Origin of the sequence: Streptomyces sp. NPDC059787 (assembly GCF_042732315.1) — a bacterium.
GTDB classification, from domain to species: Bacteria; Actinomycetota; Actinomycetes; order Streptomycetales; family Streptomycetaceae; genus Streptomyces; species Streptomyces atrovirens.
Genome location: NZ_JBHWHX010000040.1, coordinates 26,932 through 43,899, shown reverse-complemented (window position 1 = coordinate 43,899; position 16,968 = coordinate 26,932). Strand labels below are relative to the sequence as shown.

The 16,968-nt window shown below is 68.3% G+C and carries 11 protein-coding genes and 1 pseudogene; 7 read left to right on the top strand and 5 right to left on the bottom strand.

Going from position 1 to position 16,968, the window contains the following annotated elements; all coding sequences use genetic code 11:
• Position 1: 1 nt before the first annotated feature.
• Positions 2-466, top strand: coding sequence for a hypothetical protein (locus tag ACFV5H_RS29375; protein WP_385198015.1), 465 nt, complete (start codon positions 2-4; stop codon positions 464-466).
• A gap of 2 nt (positions 467-468) precedes the next feature.
• Here the strand turns inward: ACFV5H_RS29375 and ACFV5H_RS29370 are convergent.
• The 5 genes and pseudogenes from ACFV5H_RS29370 to ACFV5H_RS29350 form a co-directional block, all read right to left on the bottom strand.
• Positions 469-927: pseudogene (locus ACFV5H_RS29370) on the bottom strand (ATP-binding protein).
• Positions 928-1,138: 211 nt separating this feature from the next.
• The gene (locus tag ACFV5H_RS29365) at positions 1,139-3,565 is read right to left on the bottom strand and encodes a matrixin family metalloprotease (RefSeq protein WP_385198014.1); all 2,427 of its coding nucleotides are present in this window, start codon (positions 3,563-3,565) and stop codon (positions 1,139-1,141) included.
• Positions 3,566-4,093: 528 nt separating this feature from the next.
• Complete coding sequence (locus tag ACFV5H_RS29360; RefSeq protein ID WP_385198012.1) at positions 4,094-4,606, bottom strand: dynamin family protein; 513 nt, start codon at positions 4,604-4,606, stop codon at positions 4,094-4,096.
• Positions 4,607-5,211: 605 nt separating this feature from the next.
• Positions 5,212-5,619: a hypothetical protein gene (locus ACFV5H_RS29355; RefSeq protein WP_385198011.1), complete on the bottom strand. Its 408-nt coding sequence runs from the start codon at positions 5,617-5,619 to the stop codon at positions 5,212-5,214.
• A 675-nt stretch (positions 5,620-6,294) separates the two neighbouring features.
• A complete protein-coding gene (locus ACFV5H_RS29350; RefSeq protein ID WP_385198009.1) occupies positions 6,295-8,766 on the bottom strand; it encodes a helix-turn-helix domain-containing protein in 2,472 nt (823 codons plus the stop codon).
• A 161-nt stretch (positions 8,767-8,927) separates the two neighbouring features.
• Here ACFV5H_RS29350 and ACFV5H_RS29345 point away from each other — a divergent pair, with 161 nt between their 5' ends.
• The 6 genes from ACFV5H_RS29345 (at position 8,928) to ACFV5H_RS29320 (ending at position 16,527) form a co-directional block, all read left to right on the top strand.
• Positions 8,928-10,019, top strand: coding sequence for an alpha/beta hydrolase (locus ACFV5H_RS29345; protein ID WP_385198007.1), 1,092 nt, complete (start codon positions 8,928-8,930; stop codon positions 10,017-10,019).
• Between the two features lie 34 nt (positions 10,020-10,053).
• Positions 10,054-11,211 carry a serine hydrolase domain-containing protein gene (locus tag ACFV5H_RS29340; protein WP_385198006.1) on the top strand — a complete coding sequence of 386 codons (1,158 nt, stop codon included), beginning with the start codon at positions 10,054-10,056 and terminating at the stop codon, positions 11,209-11,211.
• A 278-nt stretch (positions 11,212-11,489) separates the two neighbouring features.
• On the top strand, positions 11,490-11,714 hold the full coding sequence (locus tag ACFV5H_RS29335; RefSeq protein WP_385198004.1) for a hypothetical protein: 225 nt from the start codon (positions 11,490-11,492) through the stop codon (positions 11,712-11,714).
• A gap of 49 nt (positions 11,715-11,763) precedes the next feature.
• Positions 11,764-13,977: a polymorphic toxin-type HINT domain-containing protein gene (locus tag ACFV5H_RS29330; protein WP_385198002.1), complete on the top strand. Its 2,214-nt coding sequence runs from the start codon at positions 11,764-11,766 to the stop codon at positions 13,975-13,977.
• Positions 13,978-15,164: 1,187 nt separating this feature from the next.
• Positions 15,165-15,782, top strand: a complete 618-nt coding sequence (locus ACFV5H_RS29325) for a dirigent protein (protein ID WP_385198001.1) — start codon at positions 15,165-15,167, stop codon at positions 15,780-15,782.
• A gap of 232 nt (positions 15,783-16,014) precedes the next feature.
• Entirely contained in the window at positions 16,015-16,527 is a 513-nt protein-coding gene (locus ACFV5H_RS29320) for a hypothetical protein (protein ID WP_385198000.1), read from the top strand.
• The last annotated feature ends 441 nt before the right edge of the window (positions 16,528-16,968 follow it).

Below are 16,968 nucleotides of genomic sequence, written 5' to 3'. Positions count from 1 at the left end.
CATGGCACTGAGCCACCAGCAGCGCGACCAGATCGAGCGGCGCATCCGCGCGGCCATCGACCGGCTACTGGCCGGGCAGATCCCGCCCGGCGGCGCCTGCGACGTCAAGACGCTCGCTCGCGAGGCGGGCATCTCCCGCGCATCCCTCTATCGGACCTGGGGCCACCTCAAGGACGAGTTCGAGAAGCGGCGGGCAGCCGCCTGGGCAGCCGGTCAGCAGCCCGACCCGCGCGAGGCCCGCATCGCCCGGCTGCGTGATCTCAACCAGCGGCTCACCGGCAAACTCGCCCGCACCCACACCGAGCTCACGCAGCTCAAGGAACGTCACCAACTGCTGCTGTCGATTCTGGCGGCCAAGGACGACGACGTCCAGCGGCTCCGCCGCGAGCTGAGTACGGTCGCTTCGGTCCTGGATCAAGGGCAGGGGGACGACGCCCAGGGAGTCGTCCCCCTGCCCCGGCGCTGATGTCAGGGCTGGCGACCGGCCGAGTCTCCGCCGGGATCGTCGGCCAGCACGACCGCGGCCTTGATGCGCTTGCCCACCGGCTCGCGACGCACCTCGAAGCTCTGGCACACGCCCATCACGATTTCGAGCCCGTGCTGTCCGACCCGGCCCGGGGTCAGCAGCGCGGGCTCTGGGCATGGTCGGGTCGGAGTCCCAGACGCTGATCTCCACGGCGCCGCCGTCGACCTCCAGGTCCAGCAGACACGGTCCTAACGCGTATTTGTATGCGTTCGTCACCGGCTCACTGACCACCAGCTGCACCATGCCCATGGTACGGGTCGTACCGGGATGCCGTGACCGGCCTGCACTTCGATCAGAAAGCGCCGGGCAGCGTCCCGGGCCTCGGCCACCGGCTCACTGCCGACAAAGGCCGCAGCAGAAAGTATCGGGCGGCTGACCAGCGGCTCTTCATTTTCTGGCACCACTGGCAAAAGGCTGCGGGTTCGCGCCTTGCGGAGGGCGCTCGATGCCGAACCAACGGGCGACGCGGCCGTGGCCCTCCCTTACAGACGTGGGTTTGCTTGGGTGTATCGAACTGGCCGTGTCATCTGGGGCGTTCACGGCATTCAGGTCATCTGCAGCTGCGTCTGCACCAGTACGCGAGCTCACCAGCAAGGGCCGGGCTGACCCCGTCTACAACTGCGACCACCAGATAGTATTGTCGGCTTCACTTCCCTTCCACGCCATGAATAGTGTTTCGCCAAAGCTGCACACTGCCGGGCCCTGGGATGTCCCTACTCCGAAGACGTTGATCTGTCCTGTGAACCCGTTGCCATCGAACATGCTGAAATAGATCCCCCCGTCATCCTTGGCTCCTTTCCACGCCAGCATGATTCGATTCCCATCCACTGTGGCAGATGGCCCGCGACTCGTGCCAACATGAACAGGGGTGCTGACAGAGGTACCCCCGGGTGCTTCTGAGCTCACATAGGAAACGACCTGTTGCGCCTGCCATTCGGTACTATCCTCATCAAGCGACGAAAACCAAATATTGGTATCGTCACGAGAGCCTTTCCAGAACATGAATAGCTTGCCGCGGAAGGCGACTAGGGCAGGCGAATCAGAGGTCCCGACACCGGATACATTTCGTTGCGGTTCCCATCCCGCCTCCGTGAGCCTCGACCAATAGATGCCGCCATCGTCCTCGACGCCCTTCCAGGCCATATGGATCGATGCGCCGAAGCTGGCGGTGGCTGGGCGGTGGCTCGATCCGACGTCCGGGATAGGCTGGGGCGTTGTCCACTCAGTGCCGTCGTTCTTGGCCCAGTAAAGGCTATCGTCACCCTCACTGCCCCTCCATGTCATAATCAATCCTGAGACTCCGTCGCCGACGGCGTAGCTCGTGAGCGCGGGGCTGTGCGTCGAGCTAAATGGTCCTGGGATAGGGCTCTGTGGGCTCCAGTCACCATTCACGAGCGTTGACTCATAGAAACTATGGTCATCCCTGCTGCCTTTCCAGACCATATGTAGCGCTACGGTTGAGACAGTGAAACTCACACGCCCCGCTGCTGCTAGCGCCGGCCGATCGCTCGTTGCCCGATCGCTGAGGTGTACCTGGTCGTGCCATCCATAGAGCCGGCGCAGCGCATCGCGAGACTCTGGGTCTATCGATTGTGCTTCCGTGCTGACAGGAAACATGATCGACGCGGGATCGTTCGAATGCCTCAGGCCGAGGGTATGGCCGATTTCATGGAGGGCGACGTTCCTAAGTCTCTCCGTTGTCCACTGTTCTGCGGAGTCGAAGTACAGCCTTCCAATTTCGGGAAATTTGCCAGACCCCAACACTCCCAATGGGGTGCCGAAATCCTTATTCAGCTCGGCGCCGCCGAATGAAGCCTGGATATCAGCGGTGCCAGCTGCGGGTTCTAGGGTGATCAATGGATAATCTGCTGCCTCCCATTGCCAGAAGGCGTTTCCCACGATGTCGTAAATCTCGGTAGGTGTGAGCCCCATCGCCTTCGCGGGATCGATCGAATAGGTAAGATTTCTCCGCGACCACCGACTCTTCGGAGAACCATACAACTTAATTTGAAGGTCAGTGACAATGTCGTCTGGGACGCCACAGATTCTGCGATCTGACATTATGGTCACCCCGCCGGGTGCGTTTGTGAGTTGGGTAATCCCCATGGCGTCGAGGCTGAATTGGAAGACCCTACCGTCTTGCTCCGAAAGTGTGTAGCCGTTGGCGGGTATAACGGTCAATGTGGACAGCCCGGGCAAGAGTGGCCCACCTGTGTAGTTGAGTAGTGACGGGCTGAGGCTCTCCGTGAGCTCGCTAGTGTCCAAGCAGACCCGATAGCCGTTGATCACCAGGTTGCGCCCGCTGGCCTGCGCGAACCCGGAATAGCGTGGATCAATGACCACCTTGCCGTCCGTGGTCACATCGAACCGGAAATCAGCCTCGATTCGCGAGGTCGGCTGGAACCCATATCCAGCCGCTGGTATGCAGGTGAATGCCTCCACTCGGTCCCGGTGTAGGACGGTCGAAGGGCCATACATGTTCGCCATCAACAAGTCATGCGACAGTTGCCGTCCGTCGACCGACACGGTATACCCGCGAATGGTCAGGTTGCGCCCGCTGGCCTGCGCGAACCCGGAATAGCGTGGATCAATGACCACCTTGCCGTCCGTGGTCACATCGAACCGGAAATCAGCAACGGTTCGCGAGGTCGGCTGGAATCCGTACCCAACCGCCGGTGGAAGGGTCAGCTCGTGAGCCTGCTCTCGGCTTAAGGTACCCACCCCAGCTACGTTGAGCGGCAAGAGGGCATGCGAGAGGGATGTCCCATCCAGCGTTATCGTGAAGCCCTTGACTCCCAGGGTGGTCGTACCGCGACCATCGAGAAAGCCATCGTTCAGTACGGGATAGTCAATCAACCCATCGGGGGTGACCGTAAATTGAAAGCTTGCTGGCAATCGTGAGGCTACCTGGAAGCTGTATCTTCCTGGGTTCAAAATGAGACTCGGAGCGTTGACCCCCTCGATCCACCCCGTATTCTGCTCAGGTATCGCAAAGTGCGTGTAAGTAAGCTTGCTGGTATCGATATGTATCTCGGCCATTTGGCATCTTCCATACTCGCTTGATCGAAGTTCTCGATAAGTACGGCTCGATGTTGAAGCTGGCCTTCAGGGCAGCGCTGTGAGTTGTCGCGGCGCGTGGTTCGTCCGCCTAGTCCTTGTGCGCCGGATCTGCACCCTCGTGTCGCATCGCGGTGATCACCTTGCCGCACTGATGCCAACTCTGTCCGGTGAACAGGCCCATGGTCCGCTCCTCAACCTGAGCGACGGGTTCCCCCTCCTAGGATTCCAGCCGTTCCATAGTCTTTCCACTCGAGCGGGACCTGGCCACGGGGTGGGCAACGAGCGACGGACGACGCCGTCAGCGGAAGACTTCAGACGGCGTCGTCCGTGGAGCGCCTTGGGCGCGGTCCGGCGTTGCGGAGGCTGTACTTAACGAGACCGGCCTGGTCGACGGTGGGGGTTCGTGACATGGGGCATCATCCTCACCCACAGGGACGAACCGGGCAGCGCAACGTCGACGCTCGCCAACCGAGACAGACACCCGAACCTCCTGCCGGGCGAGCAGCATCAGCTGCCCTGCGGGAGCGAGACACCGGAGAAGGTGGACACGGCCTTCGCTGCGTTAACCCAGTGGTCCCCAACCGCCAGACCGCCGAGATCGACAAAGCGATCGAAGCCCGGTTGCACGAGCAACGCGACTTCGAGGTGATCACCAGCATGCCGGGCCCGGGCGTGATCCTCGGCGCCGAGTTCCTGGCCGCCACCGGCGGTGACACGACCGCCTTCGGCACCGCAGACCGCATCGCCGACTCCCCGGACGCAGGAGGCGAGCCGGTCACGGGTCATGAAGTGGATCTTCGATGTGTCCCCGAGGCGGGTGCCCGCCCCCGCCGTGCCCTCGCGCAGCCGCAGCACGGTGATGTTGCCGGTGGCGGGACGCTCCTCCACCGGCAGCAGGTCGGGGCGGCCCAGCAGCGCGCCCAGCAGCAGGGACTTGCCGACGGTGAACTCACCGACGACGGCGAGCGATACGGGCGCCGCGACCCGCGCCCCGAGTTTCGCGGCGGCCCGGGCCAGCACCTCCCGGGCGGCCTCCTCGTCTCGGTGAGATGTCCGGACGCCGTCGTCACCGCCTCGACGATCCGCCGGGCGGCCTCCTCCGCGGCGGCCACCATGCCGGTGGTGAGCGTGGCCGTCGAGGCCTGGACCGCCTCCCCGAAGCCGTCCGCCCCGCGGGTCAGGTGTCCGGCAGCCGCGGCCGTCTGCCGGGAGGCGGCCGCGACCGAGGTCACCGCCTCGCGCAGCGCGGCCGCCGACGCGTCCATGGTCCGGGTCGCCGAGACCGCCTCGGCGGATGCGGCCACGGCCTGGCCGAGCAGCTTCTGCGAGAGTTCCCCGGCGCGGTCCGACAACCCCAGCAGCGCCCGCAGTTCCGCGGCCGCCCCCTGCAACTCCTCGGTGAACCGCCGGGGCTCGGTGTGGGCCGCCGCCACCGCCGCCGCCTCGACCCGCGCCAGCGCGTGGGCCGGCCGCCGCAGCAGCCCGCGGTCCTGCTCGTCCGCCCGGTGCTGCGTGCTCCGCCACGCCAGCGTGACGGCCACCACCAGCACCAGCAGGGTGATGGTGTACCAGACCAGGGCGTCGAACCGGAGGAAACCGGGCAGGTGGCCGGCGAAGCCCTGCTGTCACATCTCCAGGAAGGTACCCCGCAGCCGCGCCGAAGGGTCCTGCCGTGCCTCGTGGTGGGCGTACATGGCCAGACCGAGCCCGGACCAGGTCAGGACCAGCGGGGCGTACGCCAGTACGGCTGTGGCGGAGCCCAGCCGTCGCGCCCATACGGCCGCGCCCTCCGTCCGCGGGGCCAGGGCGCCCTCGCCCGCGTAGGCGGCTACCAGCCCGCCGCCGGACCAGGCGGTAAGGCCCTTCCCGTGCTCGACGGCCACGGCGAGTTGTTCCAGCGTGGCCCGCTGGAAGGCGAGTTGCGGTTCACCGGCCAGCAGTCGTAACTCCTTGTGCAGGTCAGGCGGCCCGGCCGGGCCCTCCTCGCCGGACGGGACCGCCATCGCCCCGCGCCGTTCCGCTTCCACGGACATCGACATCCCCCTCACGTCCGAGGGCCGCGGAGGCGGCCCGAACGGACGTGCACCTGCCGGGACGGCGGACGGCCCGGCGTGCAGCGGGAACACTGTACGGAAGTCCGCCTGCCAATCGTGTCGTTCCGGTGAAGCACCCCACGAAATGAACAGGTCTTCCACACCCTGCTTTACCACCCTTTCACCCGTCAAGTGGTGTGTTGCGCCGGTAAGTTCCGATCCGTCACGTCCGGCCCGCCGCTCGTGTCGGTCCTCGGCGGTTCCCGGTGCCGGCACCTGAACGGCCAGGACAGCGGCCCCGCGTGTGATTGGCCGGCCCGGTGAGGAACGGAGGAGCTCACGTTTCGGGATCGGTTGAGATACGGCTTCTGATGACGCCCGCGTCCGTCACCGGGAGTTCAGGCGTGTGTCGGAGTGTCGGCGGCCGCCGGACGGATGCTGACCGGGAGGGCGCGGGTCGTGATGGCTTCCACGTCGTTGAATGTGCTGGGGTTGCCGGCCTTCGGGGCTGATCCGGAGCTCGCAGACCCGGACGGCCGTACCCCCATGGGCATGGCCGGTCGCTACGGACAGGACCTGGCCGTTCGTTGATGTCCGGGACCGTTTCGGACGACCCCTCCCAGTACGACCGGCCGGAAGACCGTCCCGCCCGGTCAGTCGACGTGGCAGTGCCCGTCAGCGGGCTTGACCGGCGTCGTCCGGCGTGCGGTCGGTGTGCCGATGACGGTAGGACCGGGCGAGGTGCCGCTGCAGCCTGATGTGGCGGAACTGATAGACGGCACCGGCTTGGCGCAGCACACCCCGTTGGTAGGCGTCCTCCAGGAAGGCGACCGTGTCCCAGGGCAGTCTGCGCGTCATCGGCAGCCAGACCCGGGACAGTGTCAGCCACTGTCCCCACGCGGTGAACGCGAGCACGTAGGACGTCGACCCGCCCAGCCCTCCGGCCGCCCCGAGGAGAACAGCTTCCTGCAGCGGCCAGCGCAGTGTTCCCAGCAGTCCCTGGAACAGATGGACCACGGCGTACCCGCACAGGACGACTCCGAGACCGAGTGCCGGAACGAGCACGAGGAGCTGTCGGCCCGCCGTCGTACGGTTGACGGACAGCAGCCGGATCGGCGTGGCCGCGGCGGTGATGTCCATGGGCGCTTCGAACGCCGCCAGGAGCCCGAAGACCAGCCCGGCCGTCAGGCCGATGATCAGCCCGTAGAGCAGCGTGTTGATGAGCACGATCTTCATCAGTTCCGTGTGCGACAGGGTGAGTTCGCTGTCCAGCACACTCACCAGGGCGACGGCCCAGGAGTACCCGATTCCCAGCACCGAGCCCCCCAGCAGCATGAACCCGAAGCGGGTGAAGAACGTGCGGACGGGTCTCCGTCCGGCCCGACGGTCCGCGGCGGACAGTCTGAGCCGCACCCGGGACGGAACGGCGGTGGTCCGGCCGAACACGGCCAGCGCAAAGTACGTGATGCCGAAGGCGGTACCGGAGAACACCCCGACCAGCACCCCGTACAACAAGGACGGTCCCGGCCCTGCCGGTTCGACGTGCCCGGAGGCGGTGGCGAGCAGCTGCACGAGCCAGGTGGCCATGGCCATGCACAGCGCGGAGACCAGCACGGTGTGCAGGACGCGTGTGGAGACCCGCAGGTTCTGACCGAGCCGCCACCAGGCGAGGTCCTGCTGGTCGTGCGTGCCCTGGGCCAGACTGTGCGCCAGATAGCCGAGCCAGCGCTGGGCCTGGCCCGGGTCCCGGTCCCGCCGCCTGCGGCCGACGTCGACCCGTTCGGGGGCGCGGCGCCGGTAGACCGTGGGTACGAAGCCCGCCAGCAGGTGTTCCTCAAGGTGGCTCGCGGTGGGAAAGCGTGCGGTGTCGAGCAGCTCCGCCGGGTCCTTCCCAGGTGCCTCGCTGTACATCGTCCGCGCCAGAATGACCATCAAGGGGGTGCGCAGCACCTTGGCGAGCCGGGTGCTCGCCGGCGTGTCACGGACCCGCAGCCGCTCCAGGACGGCATCCCACACACCCCCACCACCGTCCTCGCCGCCGTGGGCGACGAGCCGGTCGGTCCGGGGGAGATAGGCGGCGAGGTCCTCGACGGTGAGGTCGGTGAGTTCGATGCCGGCGGCCCACACCAACGGTGCGTGCACCGCGCGGACCGCACGGGCGTACTCGTCCCTGCGGCTGGTCAGGACCAGCGGAAGCGAGGTGGCGTTGAGCGTTTCGAGAGCCGCTGCGCGCAGGGCTTCTGCGATCTCGTCGAACCCGTCCAGGACCGGCAGTATCAGGTCGGCGTCGACCAGCGCGGCGGCCAGCGTCGAGCCGCTGGGAACCTGGCGGGCCAGGTGCGGATGATCCCGTAGGAGCCGGTCGACCAGGAGGTCGCGCAACGTGGTGGTGGTCGGGTCCCACGACCCGATGCTGAAGATCACCGGCACCCGGGCCGGAGCGGCGGGGGCCGTGAGGAGGTCGAGGGCGAACTTGATGGCCAGCACCGACTTTCCGGAGCCGGCCCGGCCGAGTATCACCAGTCTCCTGGACGCGATGCTCCGGTAGGTCTCGACCACGCTCCGCAGGTCGCCGCTCAGATCCAGCCCCTGGGGCGTGGCTCCCGGCTGCAGACGCTGGATGTTCTCCGGGCGGTCCATCAACTCGGCCGGAACCGGCTGCCATCGCACGGGGAGCGGAAAAGGATCGTGGACGCGGCGGTGCCCCTCCTCGCGCTGCCAGCGGCGCCGGACCTCACGGGCCAGCGAGGCAGCGGCATCGGCGAGCCCGCCGGCCGGCGGATCGGCCGGTGCGGCTGGTACCGGTCCCGGCGACTCGGCCGGTGCGGCTGGTACCGGTCCCGGCGACTCGGCCGGTGCGGCCGGTGCCGGTCCCGGCGACTCGGCCGGTGCCGGTTCCGGCGGCTCGGCGACCGCTCCCTGCTGCACCCTGTCCAGGGTGCCCGTGAGCTGCCTCCGCTCCTCCGTCCCGACCTCAAGGGCGTCCGCCAGCAGGTGCAGTGTCCTCAGCCGGTGATCGGTGGACCTGCCCGTCTCCAGCCTGCGAATGGTGCGCACGCTCACCGTGGACCGCTCCGCCAACTGCTCCTGCGTGAGGCGAGTGCGCTTGCGCAACCGGCGTAGGAGCGCGCCTAGTTCGTCCGTCAATCCGGGCTCCCAGCTCGCACGGGTACCAAAGGCCGGCTAGAGCGTAGCGTGACGACCGGTCACACATGGCCGGTCTCCTGGCCTGTTCCCTGAGCTGCGCGAACGCCACCGTTGTCGAGCCGGCGGCCTCGCCGGTCCCATCACACAGAGGAGACGCCGGGTTGAGATCTCTGACGCCTCGCCGCCTTCGCGCCATCGGCGTACTGCTCGCGGCCCTGCTACCGAACGCCCTCATCGGCCCCGCCGCCCGGGCGGACACACCGGTCGTCCCCGACTTCACCGACGGCTTCGGCCTGACGGAGGTCGCCGATGCGACCGAGGTGCACTCCAGCACCGACTTCACGATCACCGTGACCACACCGCAGGTGTCCGGCCCGCACAGGATCCGCGTCTTCCTGCCCCGCGGATATGCCGCCGACCCGGATAAGCGGTGGCCCGTCACGTACTTCTTGCACGGAGGCGGCGGCAGCGTGAACGACGCGGTGGGCGCCCCCGCCCTGCGCTCCGACGAGATGATCACCGTCGTCCCGGACGGCGGCCTCAGGGGCTGGTACACCGACTGGCTGATGCAGAACACCGCGGTGGGAGCGGCCAGGTGGGAGACCTTCCACCTGGAGCAGGTCATCCCCTACATCGACGCCAACCTGCGCACCGTTCCCGACCGCGCGCACCGGGCGGTCGTCGGTCTGTCCATGGGCGGCTCCGGCGCGCTGCACTACGCCCAGGTCCGGCCCGACCTGTTCGGCCACACGGCTTCGCTGTCCGGCGGGATCGACTTCGCCATGGCAGAGGTCCGCGCGGCGGTCCTGGCCACAGAGCTCAACCTCACGGGCGCCTGGTGCGCGGTGAGCAGTTCCTCCGCCTCGTCCGGCACCGGCAAGTGCACCGGCTACGGCCCGTACGTCGACAGCGACGCGGTCTTCGGCTCGCCGTACCCGTTTCTGGGTGCCGACCACCTCTGGAACGCCTACGATCCCGCCGCTTCGGCCAACCTGTCCAAGCTCCACGACACCGAGGTCACGCTCTACACCGGGGACCGGGGCCTGATCGACGCCCACACCGCGACCGCCGCCGCCACCGTCAAGGCCCGTCTGGACCGGCTCGGCATCCCCGGCCGGCTCGTCGACTACGGCAACGGGGCATCGCTCTCCCCCGATTGCGACGGCGGCCACAACTACGGCTGCTGGGCCCCCGCGTTCGCGGACTACGTCCCGCGCCTGGAGGCCGCCTTCGCGACAGCGGCAACGAACTGACGTCACAGCGACCTTTCTCCAAGGAGTGGACACCATGGTGATCAAACGGAACAGGACGAAACTCTCCCTCGTGGCCGGCGCCGTGTGCGCGGCGATGCTGACGCCGGCTGCCCCGGCGGCGCATGCCCGGACGGCCGAGGACGACCACACCGCCACACTCGCGGCGCTCAAGGCGTTCCAGGCGGACGCGGGCCCGGGCGCCGCGATCCACGCCGGGGGAGCCGGCGAATCCTGGACGCTGTCGGCCGGTACGGGCACCTTCAACAGCGACCGGCCCATCCGGTCGGACGAGCACTTCCGCATCGGCAGCCAGACCAAGACCTTCACCGCGGCGGTGGTGCTGCAACTGGTCGACGAGGGCAAGATCTCGCTGGACGCGGCCATCGCGGACTACCTGCCCGGTGTGGTCACCGGCAACGGCTACGACGGCACCCGCATCACCGTGCGCCAGCTGCTCCAGCACACCAGCGGCCTCGCCGCGTACACCCCTCAGCCGGTCGTCGACAAGCCCGTATCCAACCCGGACGGTACGTACGACCTGGCCGAGTTGGTGCGCAAGGGGCTGAGCCATGCACCGGTCTCCGCACCCGGGACCGGCTTCACGTACTCCAATACCAACTATTTGGTCCTCGGCATGCTCGTGGAGAAAGTGACGGGGCAGCCGGTGCACGAGGCCGTCACCAGGCGCGTCATCGAACCGCTGGGCCTGAGCCGAACCGTCTTCCCCGCCCCCGGCGACCGCGCCCTGCCCACCCCGGCCGTCAGCGGCTATCACGGCGTACGCGCCGGGAGCTTCTACTTCTGGACGCCCGTCCTCACCTACGACCCGTCCCTCTTCAGCAGCGCGGGGGCGATGATCTCGACGCTGGAGGACCTCACCGCCTTCTACCGGGCGCTGCTCGCGGGCAGGGTCGTCTCGGCCGCGGGCCTGGCCGAGATGCAGAAGGTGCGGGAGGCCGGACCCGGTGTCGGCTTCGGCCTCGGCATCGGCAGGAAGGAGCTGTCCTGCGGCATCGTGGCCTGGGGCCACAGCGGCGGGGCGCCCGGCTACATGTCGCAGACCATGGTCGCCGAGAACGGCCGGCACGCGTCCGTCGTGACCAACGCGCTGTTCCAGGTCAACCCACCGGCCGACCAACTGCACGAACTCCTGGACACGGCTCTGTGCGAGGACGTGGCGCAGCGCCCCTGACTCCACGTCCGCCTCGCGCGGAACGGCACGGGGCGGGGAACGGCCCGGCCGGGCCGTTCCCCGCCCCTCAACCCCCGGCTCCCGGTGTCGGCCGGCCAGGTCCCGACCCGCTCCTCCGACGACCGGGCACCGCGCAGACGGGGCCTCACCACGGCCGCTCCCGGGCCGGTCATTCATGACGGACCCTCACCGGCCGGCCCCCGGCCCGTTCTCCGTGTCACGCCGAGGCAGGCGTGACACCACCCCTCCACCCCTACCTGCGGCATCAAGGAGCCGACATGGCATACCGCTACCGGTGCGGCGAATGTGGTTTCTCCACACGGTGGACCACCGAGTCCGAGGCCGAGGATCTCTCGGTCGCCCACTACGCCGACCGCCATCCCCGACTCGTCCCGGGCGGCAGCGTCGAGATCAACCGGAAGAATCCCGAAGCCGTCGGCTGCCTCCCGATGATCGGGATCGCACTCCTCCTGCTCCTGATCATCGCCTCGTGCCGGCGATAGGCGACGGGCTGCCGGCTCTACGGAACACCGACCGATCGAAGGGAACGACATGACCGATCCGAACCCCAGGGAAGACGCGGAGCCCGGGCCGCCGTCGGACACACTGCCGCGGCCCGGTCATCCGCCGAGGCAGACACGCGGAGCCGGGTTCCGCCGGCTCCAGGAGCTGACCAGCCGCCGGCGACTTGTGCTGCTGAGCGGCGTTCCGACCCTCGTCCTGGCGCTGGTCGCCGGACTGACGGCACTGGGCGGGCACGACTCCGGGGCCGACGAGCAGCGGGCCAGGACACAACGGGACCTGCAACCGTTCAAGGAAGCCGTCGACTCCCTGGTCGACGCCCCCGGCCTGCGCTACAAGGACACCTCGGCGTTCGGCATCACCGAGAACGACATCACCGTCACCGCCGGCGGCAGCCAGTTCAGCACCCCCTCCTCCGGGCGCACCGACCAGGGCCGGGACGTGCTGCGCATCGGCGGCAAGACGTTCACGCGGTGGCAGGTCGACCCCGCCCCCAGGGAGGACGTAGCGGCGGGAGAGAAAGCACCGCCGAGCGAGTGGACCGTGGGGACGGACGACGGCTCCGAGCTCATGGACGAGGCGCTGGCCCGCACCATCGCCCCCTCGAGTCTGGCGGCCGTGCTGACCAAGGCCCTGGACGACCTGGGGAGATCACCCTCGTCGGCGGACGAGTCGAAGACGTCGAGCACGTCCGGGCAGCGGCCGCTGAGCGTGAACGGAACGCCCGCGCTCGGCATCGACACCTCGGCCGGTCGCCTGCTGGTGACGAAGGAGAAGCCGCACCGTGTGCTGCGGCTGGAAGCCTACGACGTCCGCGAAGACCTCTCCGACATGAGGGAGCAGCTTGAGAACGGAGAGGTGCCGACAGCCCCCCGCAGGGTCACCACCGGGCCGCTGGCGTCCGGTGACGGCGAGGGAATGGACCTCACCCCGGTCCTCGCCGACGCCGCCGACAAGATGTTCGACACCCTGGTCGAGTACGCCGGCCAGCTCGAGGACGCGACCGACAGAGGCATCACCTTCACCCTCGATGGCGCGGGCGAGATGGACTGCAGCCCATCGGGCTGCACCGCCACCCAGAACTTCACCGGCGAGGTCTCCTCCATCGCCCGGAAGGAACGCGTCACCAAGGGCGAGGTCACCGCCGTGATGAGTGCGACCTTCTCCATCGACGGCAAGCCCGCCGGCCAGTGCACCAGCCCACAGCGCACCTTCCCCGTCCGGGGCAACGACGTCTCGGGCACCCTGAAGTGCTCCGACCCGGGAGCCGGACCGCTCTACGCCTCGGTCGCGGCCCGCGTCAAGGCACAGGCCGAAGCCGACGCCCAGGCGTGCGGCTGCAGGGTCCGCCTCACCTACCCACTGCGCGCCAACACCCTGATCGACGCCCGAGCACTGGCCGAGGTCGAGGCGAAGAAGCTCGCCGACCAGGCGAAGTGGGAACGGGACGTCGCGGCCTGCGCCAAGCCGCACAGCTTCCCCTCCGGCACCCAGGTGCTGCTGGCGGACGGCACCACCCGGGCCATCGAGGACGTACGCATCGGGGACCGGGTCGCCGCCAGTGACCCACGGTCAGGGCCGACCGCCACGCGGCCGGTGTCCAACACCTTCACCACCGAGGGCGACAAGGACTTCACCCGGCTCACCGTCACCACTGAGCAGGGCCCGGCCACCGTCATGGCGACCGACAACCACCCGTTCCGGCTTGCGGACGACCAGCGGTGGAGGAACGCCGGTGATCTCCGGATCGGCGACGAACTACGCACCCCGAACGGCGCCGGCGCGGCCGTGACCGAGGTCCGCGACGAGCAAGGCCCGCAACGCACACACGACCTCACCGTCGACGACCTGCACACGTACTATGTGCTGGCGGGTGAGACGCCGGTTCTCGTTCACAACAACAACTGCGGTGTCCCGTCAGGATCTCTTCACGGGGAGAAACTTGCTCAGAAGCTGCGGCTGGAGTCAGCGAACTCGCCTTTCACCCAGGGCGGCCAGTTGACGCCCGACGCCGTCGCCGGTTCCAGGTTGGCGATGCCCGGGACAAAAATGAAGAACAAGGCGCTTCAGGCTCGGTTCGCAGAACGTGGAGGGGCTTCACAATGGGGCAAATACAGCACGGAAACACACCAAAGCCCGTACGGTGATTATCAAGTGCACTACTACATGAACCGGGTTTCCGGCGAGATCATGTACGACTTCGACTACAAGGTCGTCATGAACCGCAGGGGGAGCGCCCCGTGAAAGTAAGGTTCACCGGCGCCGAGGGGCATGACCGGAGTGTTCGGCAAGGGGCGGACGTCCTGCGTCAGGGGCAGGAATACGTGGTCCTCGAAGCGTACTGTCAGACGGACGGACCGAACTACTTCAGGATCGAGTTTCGCAGAGGCGAACTTCCACCCCTCTTCGACTCGCGCCTCTTCGAAGTGGTCGACCCGAAGATGCATCCATCGTGGACGGTATCCACAGAGTGGGACGGGTCGCTCACAATGGCGCCTGCTGTTTGGCAAGCTCCGGGGTTCTGGGAGGAATTCATGGATCACTCCTCTGGCGCGATCGAAATCTATGAGCGCGGTAGAGACGTGCTGATGCCGGGGGATGAATAGATAATCAGGGATGTAATTCCCGATTCGGGACCGGCGGGGAACGCCTCACCCGGGCGGTCACCGCACGGGCCGTTCGTCCTCGTGCTGCGCCGCGAAGTCCAGGCCCTGGTGCGGCATCGCGCGGGGGACGGCGCCGCTCCGATCTGGCGCACGGTCCACGCATCACCGGCCCTGTGGGAGTACGAGGAGTCGATGAGGCTGCGCCACCCGGAGGCGCCGGCGATCTCGACCTGCGGTGGATCACAACGGCCTGCCGGACGATCGCGAGGTTCGTGACCGACGCCCATGCGCCGGCCCGGGACGCGGCCGATCCGGAGAACGCGGTGGACGACGTCCTCGGATGACCAAGGCGGCCCGGGAGGTCACCCGTCGCTCGTGACGCGCACGAGGAACCGCTCCACCGGGCAGGACAGGGGCGAGCCGGTGAGGTCTCACCGGTCCCCGGCGAGGGCGGCGTTCGTCCGCGTGCCCTGACGGACCCGCCACACGCAAGACCTCTTCCCTTCACCCCGGGAAATGCACCCCAATGGCCCCATTGCCGTCCTTCTGCTGAGCACGTCGCCACGGCCGCCGTTAGCGTTTCCGCCAGACGGAGGGCCCGTCATGAACGAACTCGGACGAGATGCGTCACCACCAGGGTGAGCGTGACGAGGATTCCCGGTGATTCCACGGGTCTTCCCGTCCGTTCCCGCCCACGGCCCCGGGAACCGCCCGGGCGCCCCTCCCCCCGTCAACCGACCCGACACGCCACCGTCCGGCCGCGTCGACTTCGGACGAAGCCTGGCGGCACTGGCCCTGTTCATTCCCACAAACACGGAGGCGACCATGGGCTTCGCCGGCCGACCCTTCATATTCTTCGCCGTTGCGGTACTCGGCTGTTCTGCCGGGCTCGCCCTCATCGGGCCCGCGTCGGCCGACGTGAGCCCCCCGGAGACGGCCCCGGCTGCGGCGCCCCGCCCTGACGACGGCTCCTCGGCGAAGAGCCGCACCATCCGCGTAGAAGCTCGGCTGCACGTCGGCGAAGAGCTCGATCTGGGGGCGGCGGGCCGCAGTGTCGGCGACCAGTTCGTCTTCAGCGGGAACCTGACGTCGACCGAGGGACGCGAGGAACGCGTCGTCGGGCGCATCGGTGGGTTCTGCGTCATCACCGACCTCGAACGCAACGCGGGACAGTGTGCGTCGACCGCGGTGCTGCCGGAAGGTCAGATCACCGTTCAGGGCGAGCAAGCCGGAATTCCGGTACCGGTTCCGGTCGTCAACGCGATCACCGGAGGCACCGGGGAGTTCCGTCGGGCTCATGGTCAGGTGACGCAGCGGGTGTTGACACCGGCGACCTGGCAACTCACGTTCGAACTCTCCGACGTGCGGCCCCACCGGACCGAGGACGGTCGCGGTCCGGCCGAGGCGCCGACGCCCGTGCGTCCGTCCTTCCCCGGCAAGTAGTGGTACCGACGCCGCCCGGGACGCGGTGACGGGAACGACGGTTCCGACCCGCACCAGGCATCGGACAGTCCCGTCACAGGCCCTTCCCGGTCGTCTTTCCCCGAGTCACCGGGCGGAGGGACGTCATTCGGACCGGTGCCGGCACAGCCCCGGTCGACCGTGAGGCGCGCCGGTTCGAAGACGGTGCGCAGCACCTCGGGAACACACACCCATCACCACACGTGGAGACGTCGTGATCAAGAACTTCCGTACGCTCACAGGCTGGGGTGTCGTCGTGGCGGCCACCGCCACGGCCGTCACGGCCACGATCGGCGCAACCGCCGGTGGCCCTCCGAACCCGTCGCCGACCGACCCGCAGGCCCGCCCGACGGCCGGTCAGGGGAAGGAGACGCAGACCGGGCCCCGGCCGGCGGAGCGCCGGCGGATCGCCTCATCGGTCCTGGGCGAGGACTTCAAGTTCACACTCACCGCTCTGAGGTCGCGGACCGACCCGCTCGCGGCATCCGTGCGCCTCCAGGTCTTCACCTTCGAGAACGGCGCGTGGAGGGAGTCGGACCGTGCTCTGGTCGGCAAGGCGGATTCCTGGTTCTGGTTCCCGCTGACCGGCCGTCACGCGGTGTGCGAGTTCTCCACCTCCGGTACGGAACCCGCGCCGGTTGCCGTCAGCGTGCTGATCACGCCGTCGATCGGCTGCTCACCGACCGAGAACTTCCGCATCGACAACGGCCGGATCGTCCCTGTCTGACAACGGCCCCGGCAGGCGGCTGCTCACCCGTGCGAAGGCACTGGAGGAGCTCGCATCCGCGCCGACCCGCGCCACGGAGATCAAGCCGGCCCGTTGATTCCCTGCGGGCGGTCTGGAAAACGGTGGTGATGGTGTGGTCGGCCCTCTGCAGGGCCTGGCGCAGGGCGGCGGGCAGACGGGGGCGGTGGCAGACCGAGGTCAGGCGGATGCCGGTGAGCGTGTGCAGTCGCGGGAGGCGCGTCGCGCGGCGGGCGGTGAGGCGGCGGGCGCGCAGGACGGTGAGCCGGGTGACAGGGCCGGCCACCGCGGCTGCCGCGCCGGAGGCGGTCGCGGACCTGGTCCGCCCGCTCGGGGATCGTGTGAGTGACGCCCCGCCGACGCAGCCGGGTGCGGATCGCCTTCCCGCCGAGGACCGTCCGGTCGTCCGGCCGCTTCCGGCCC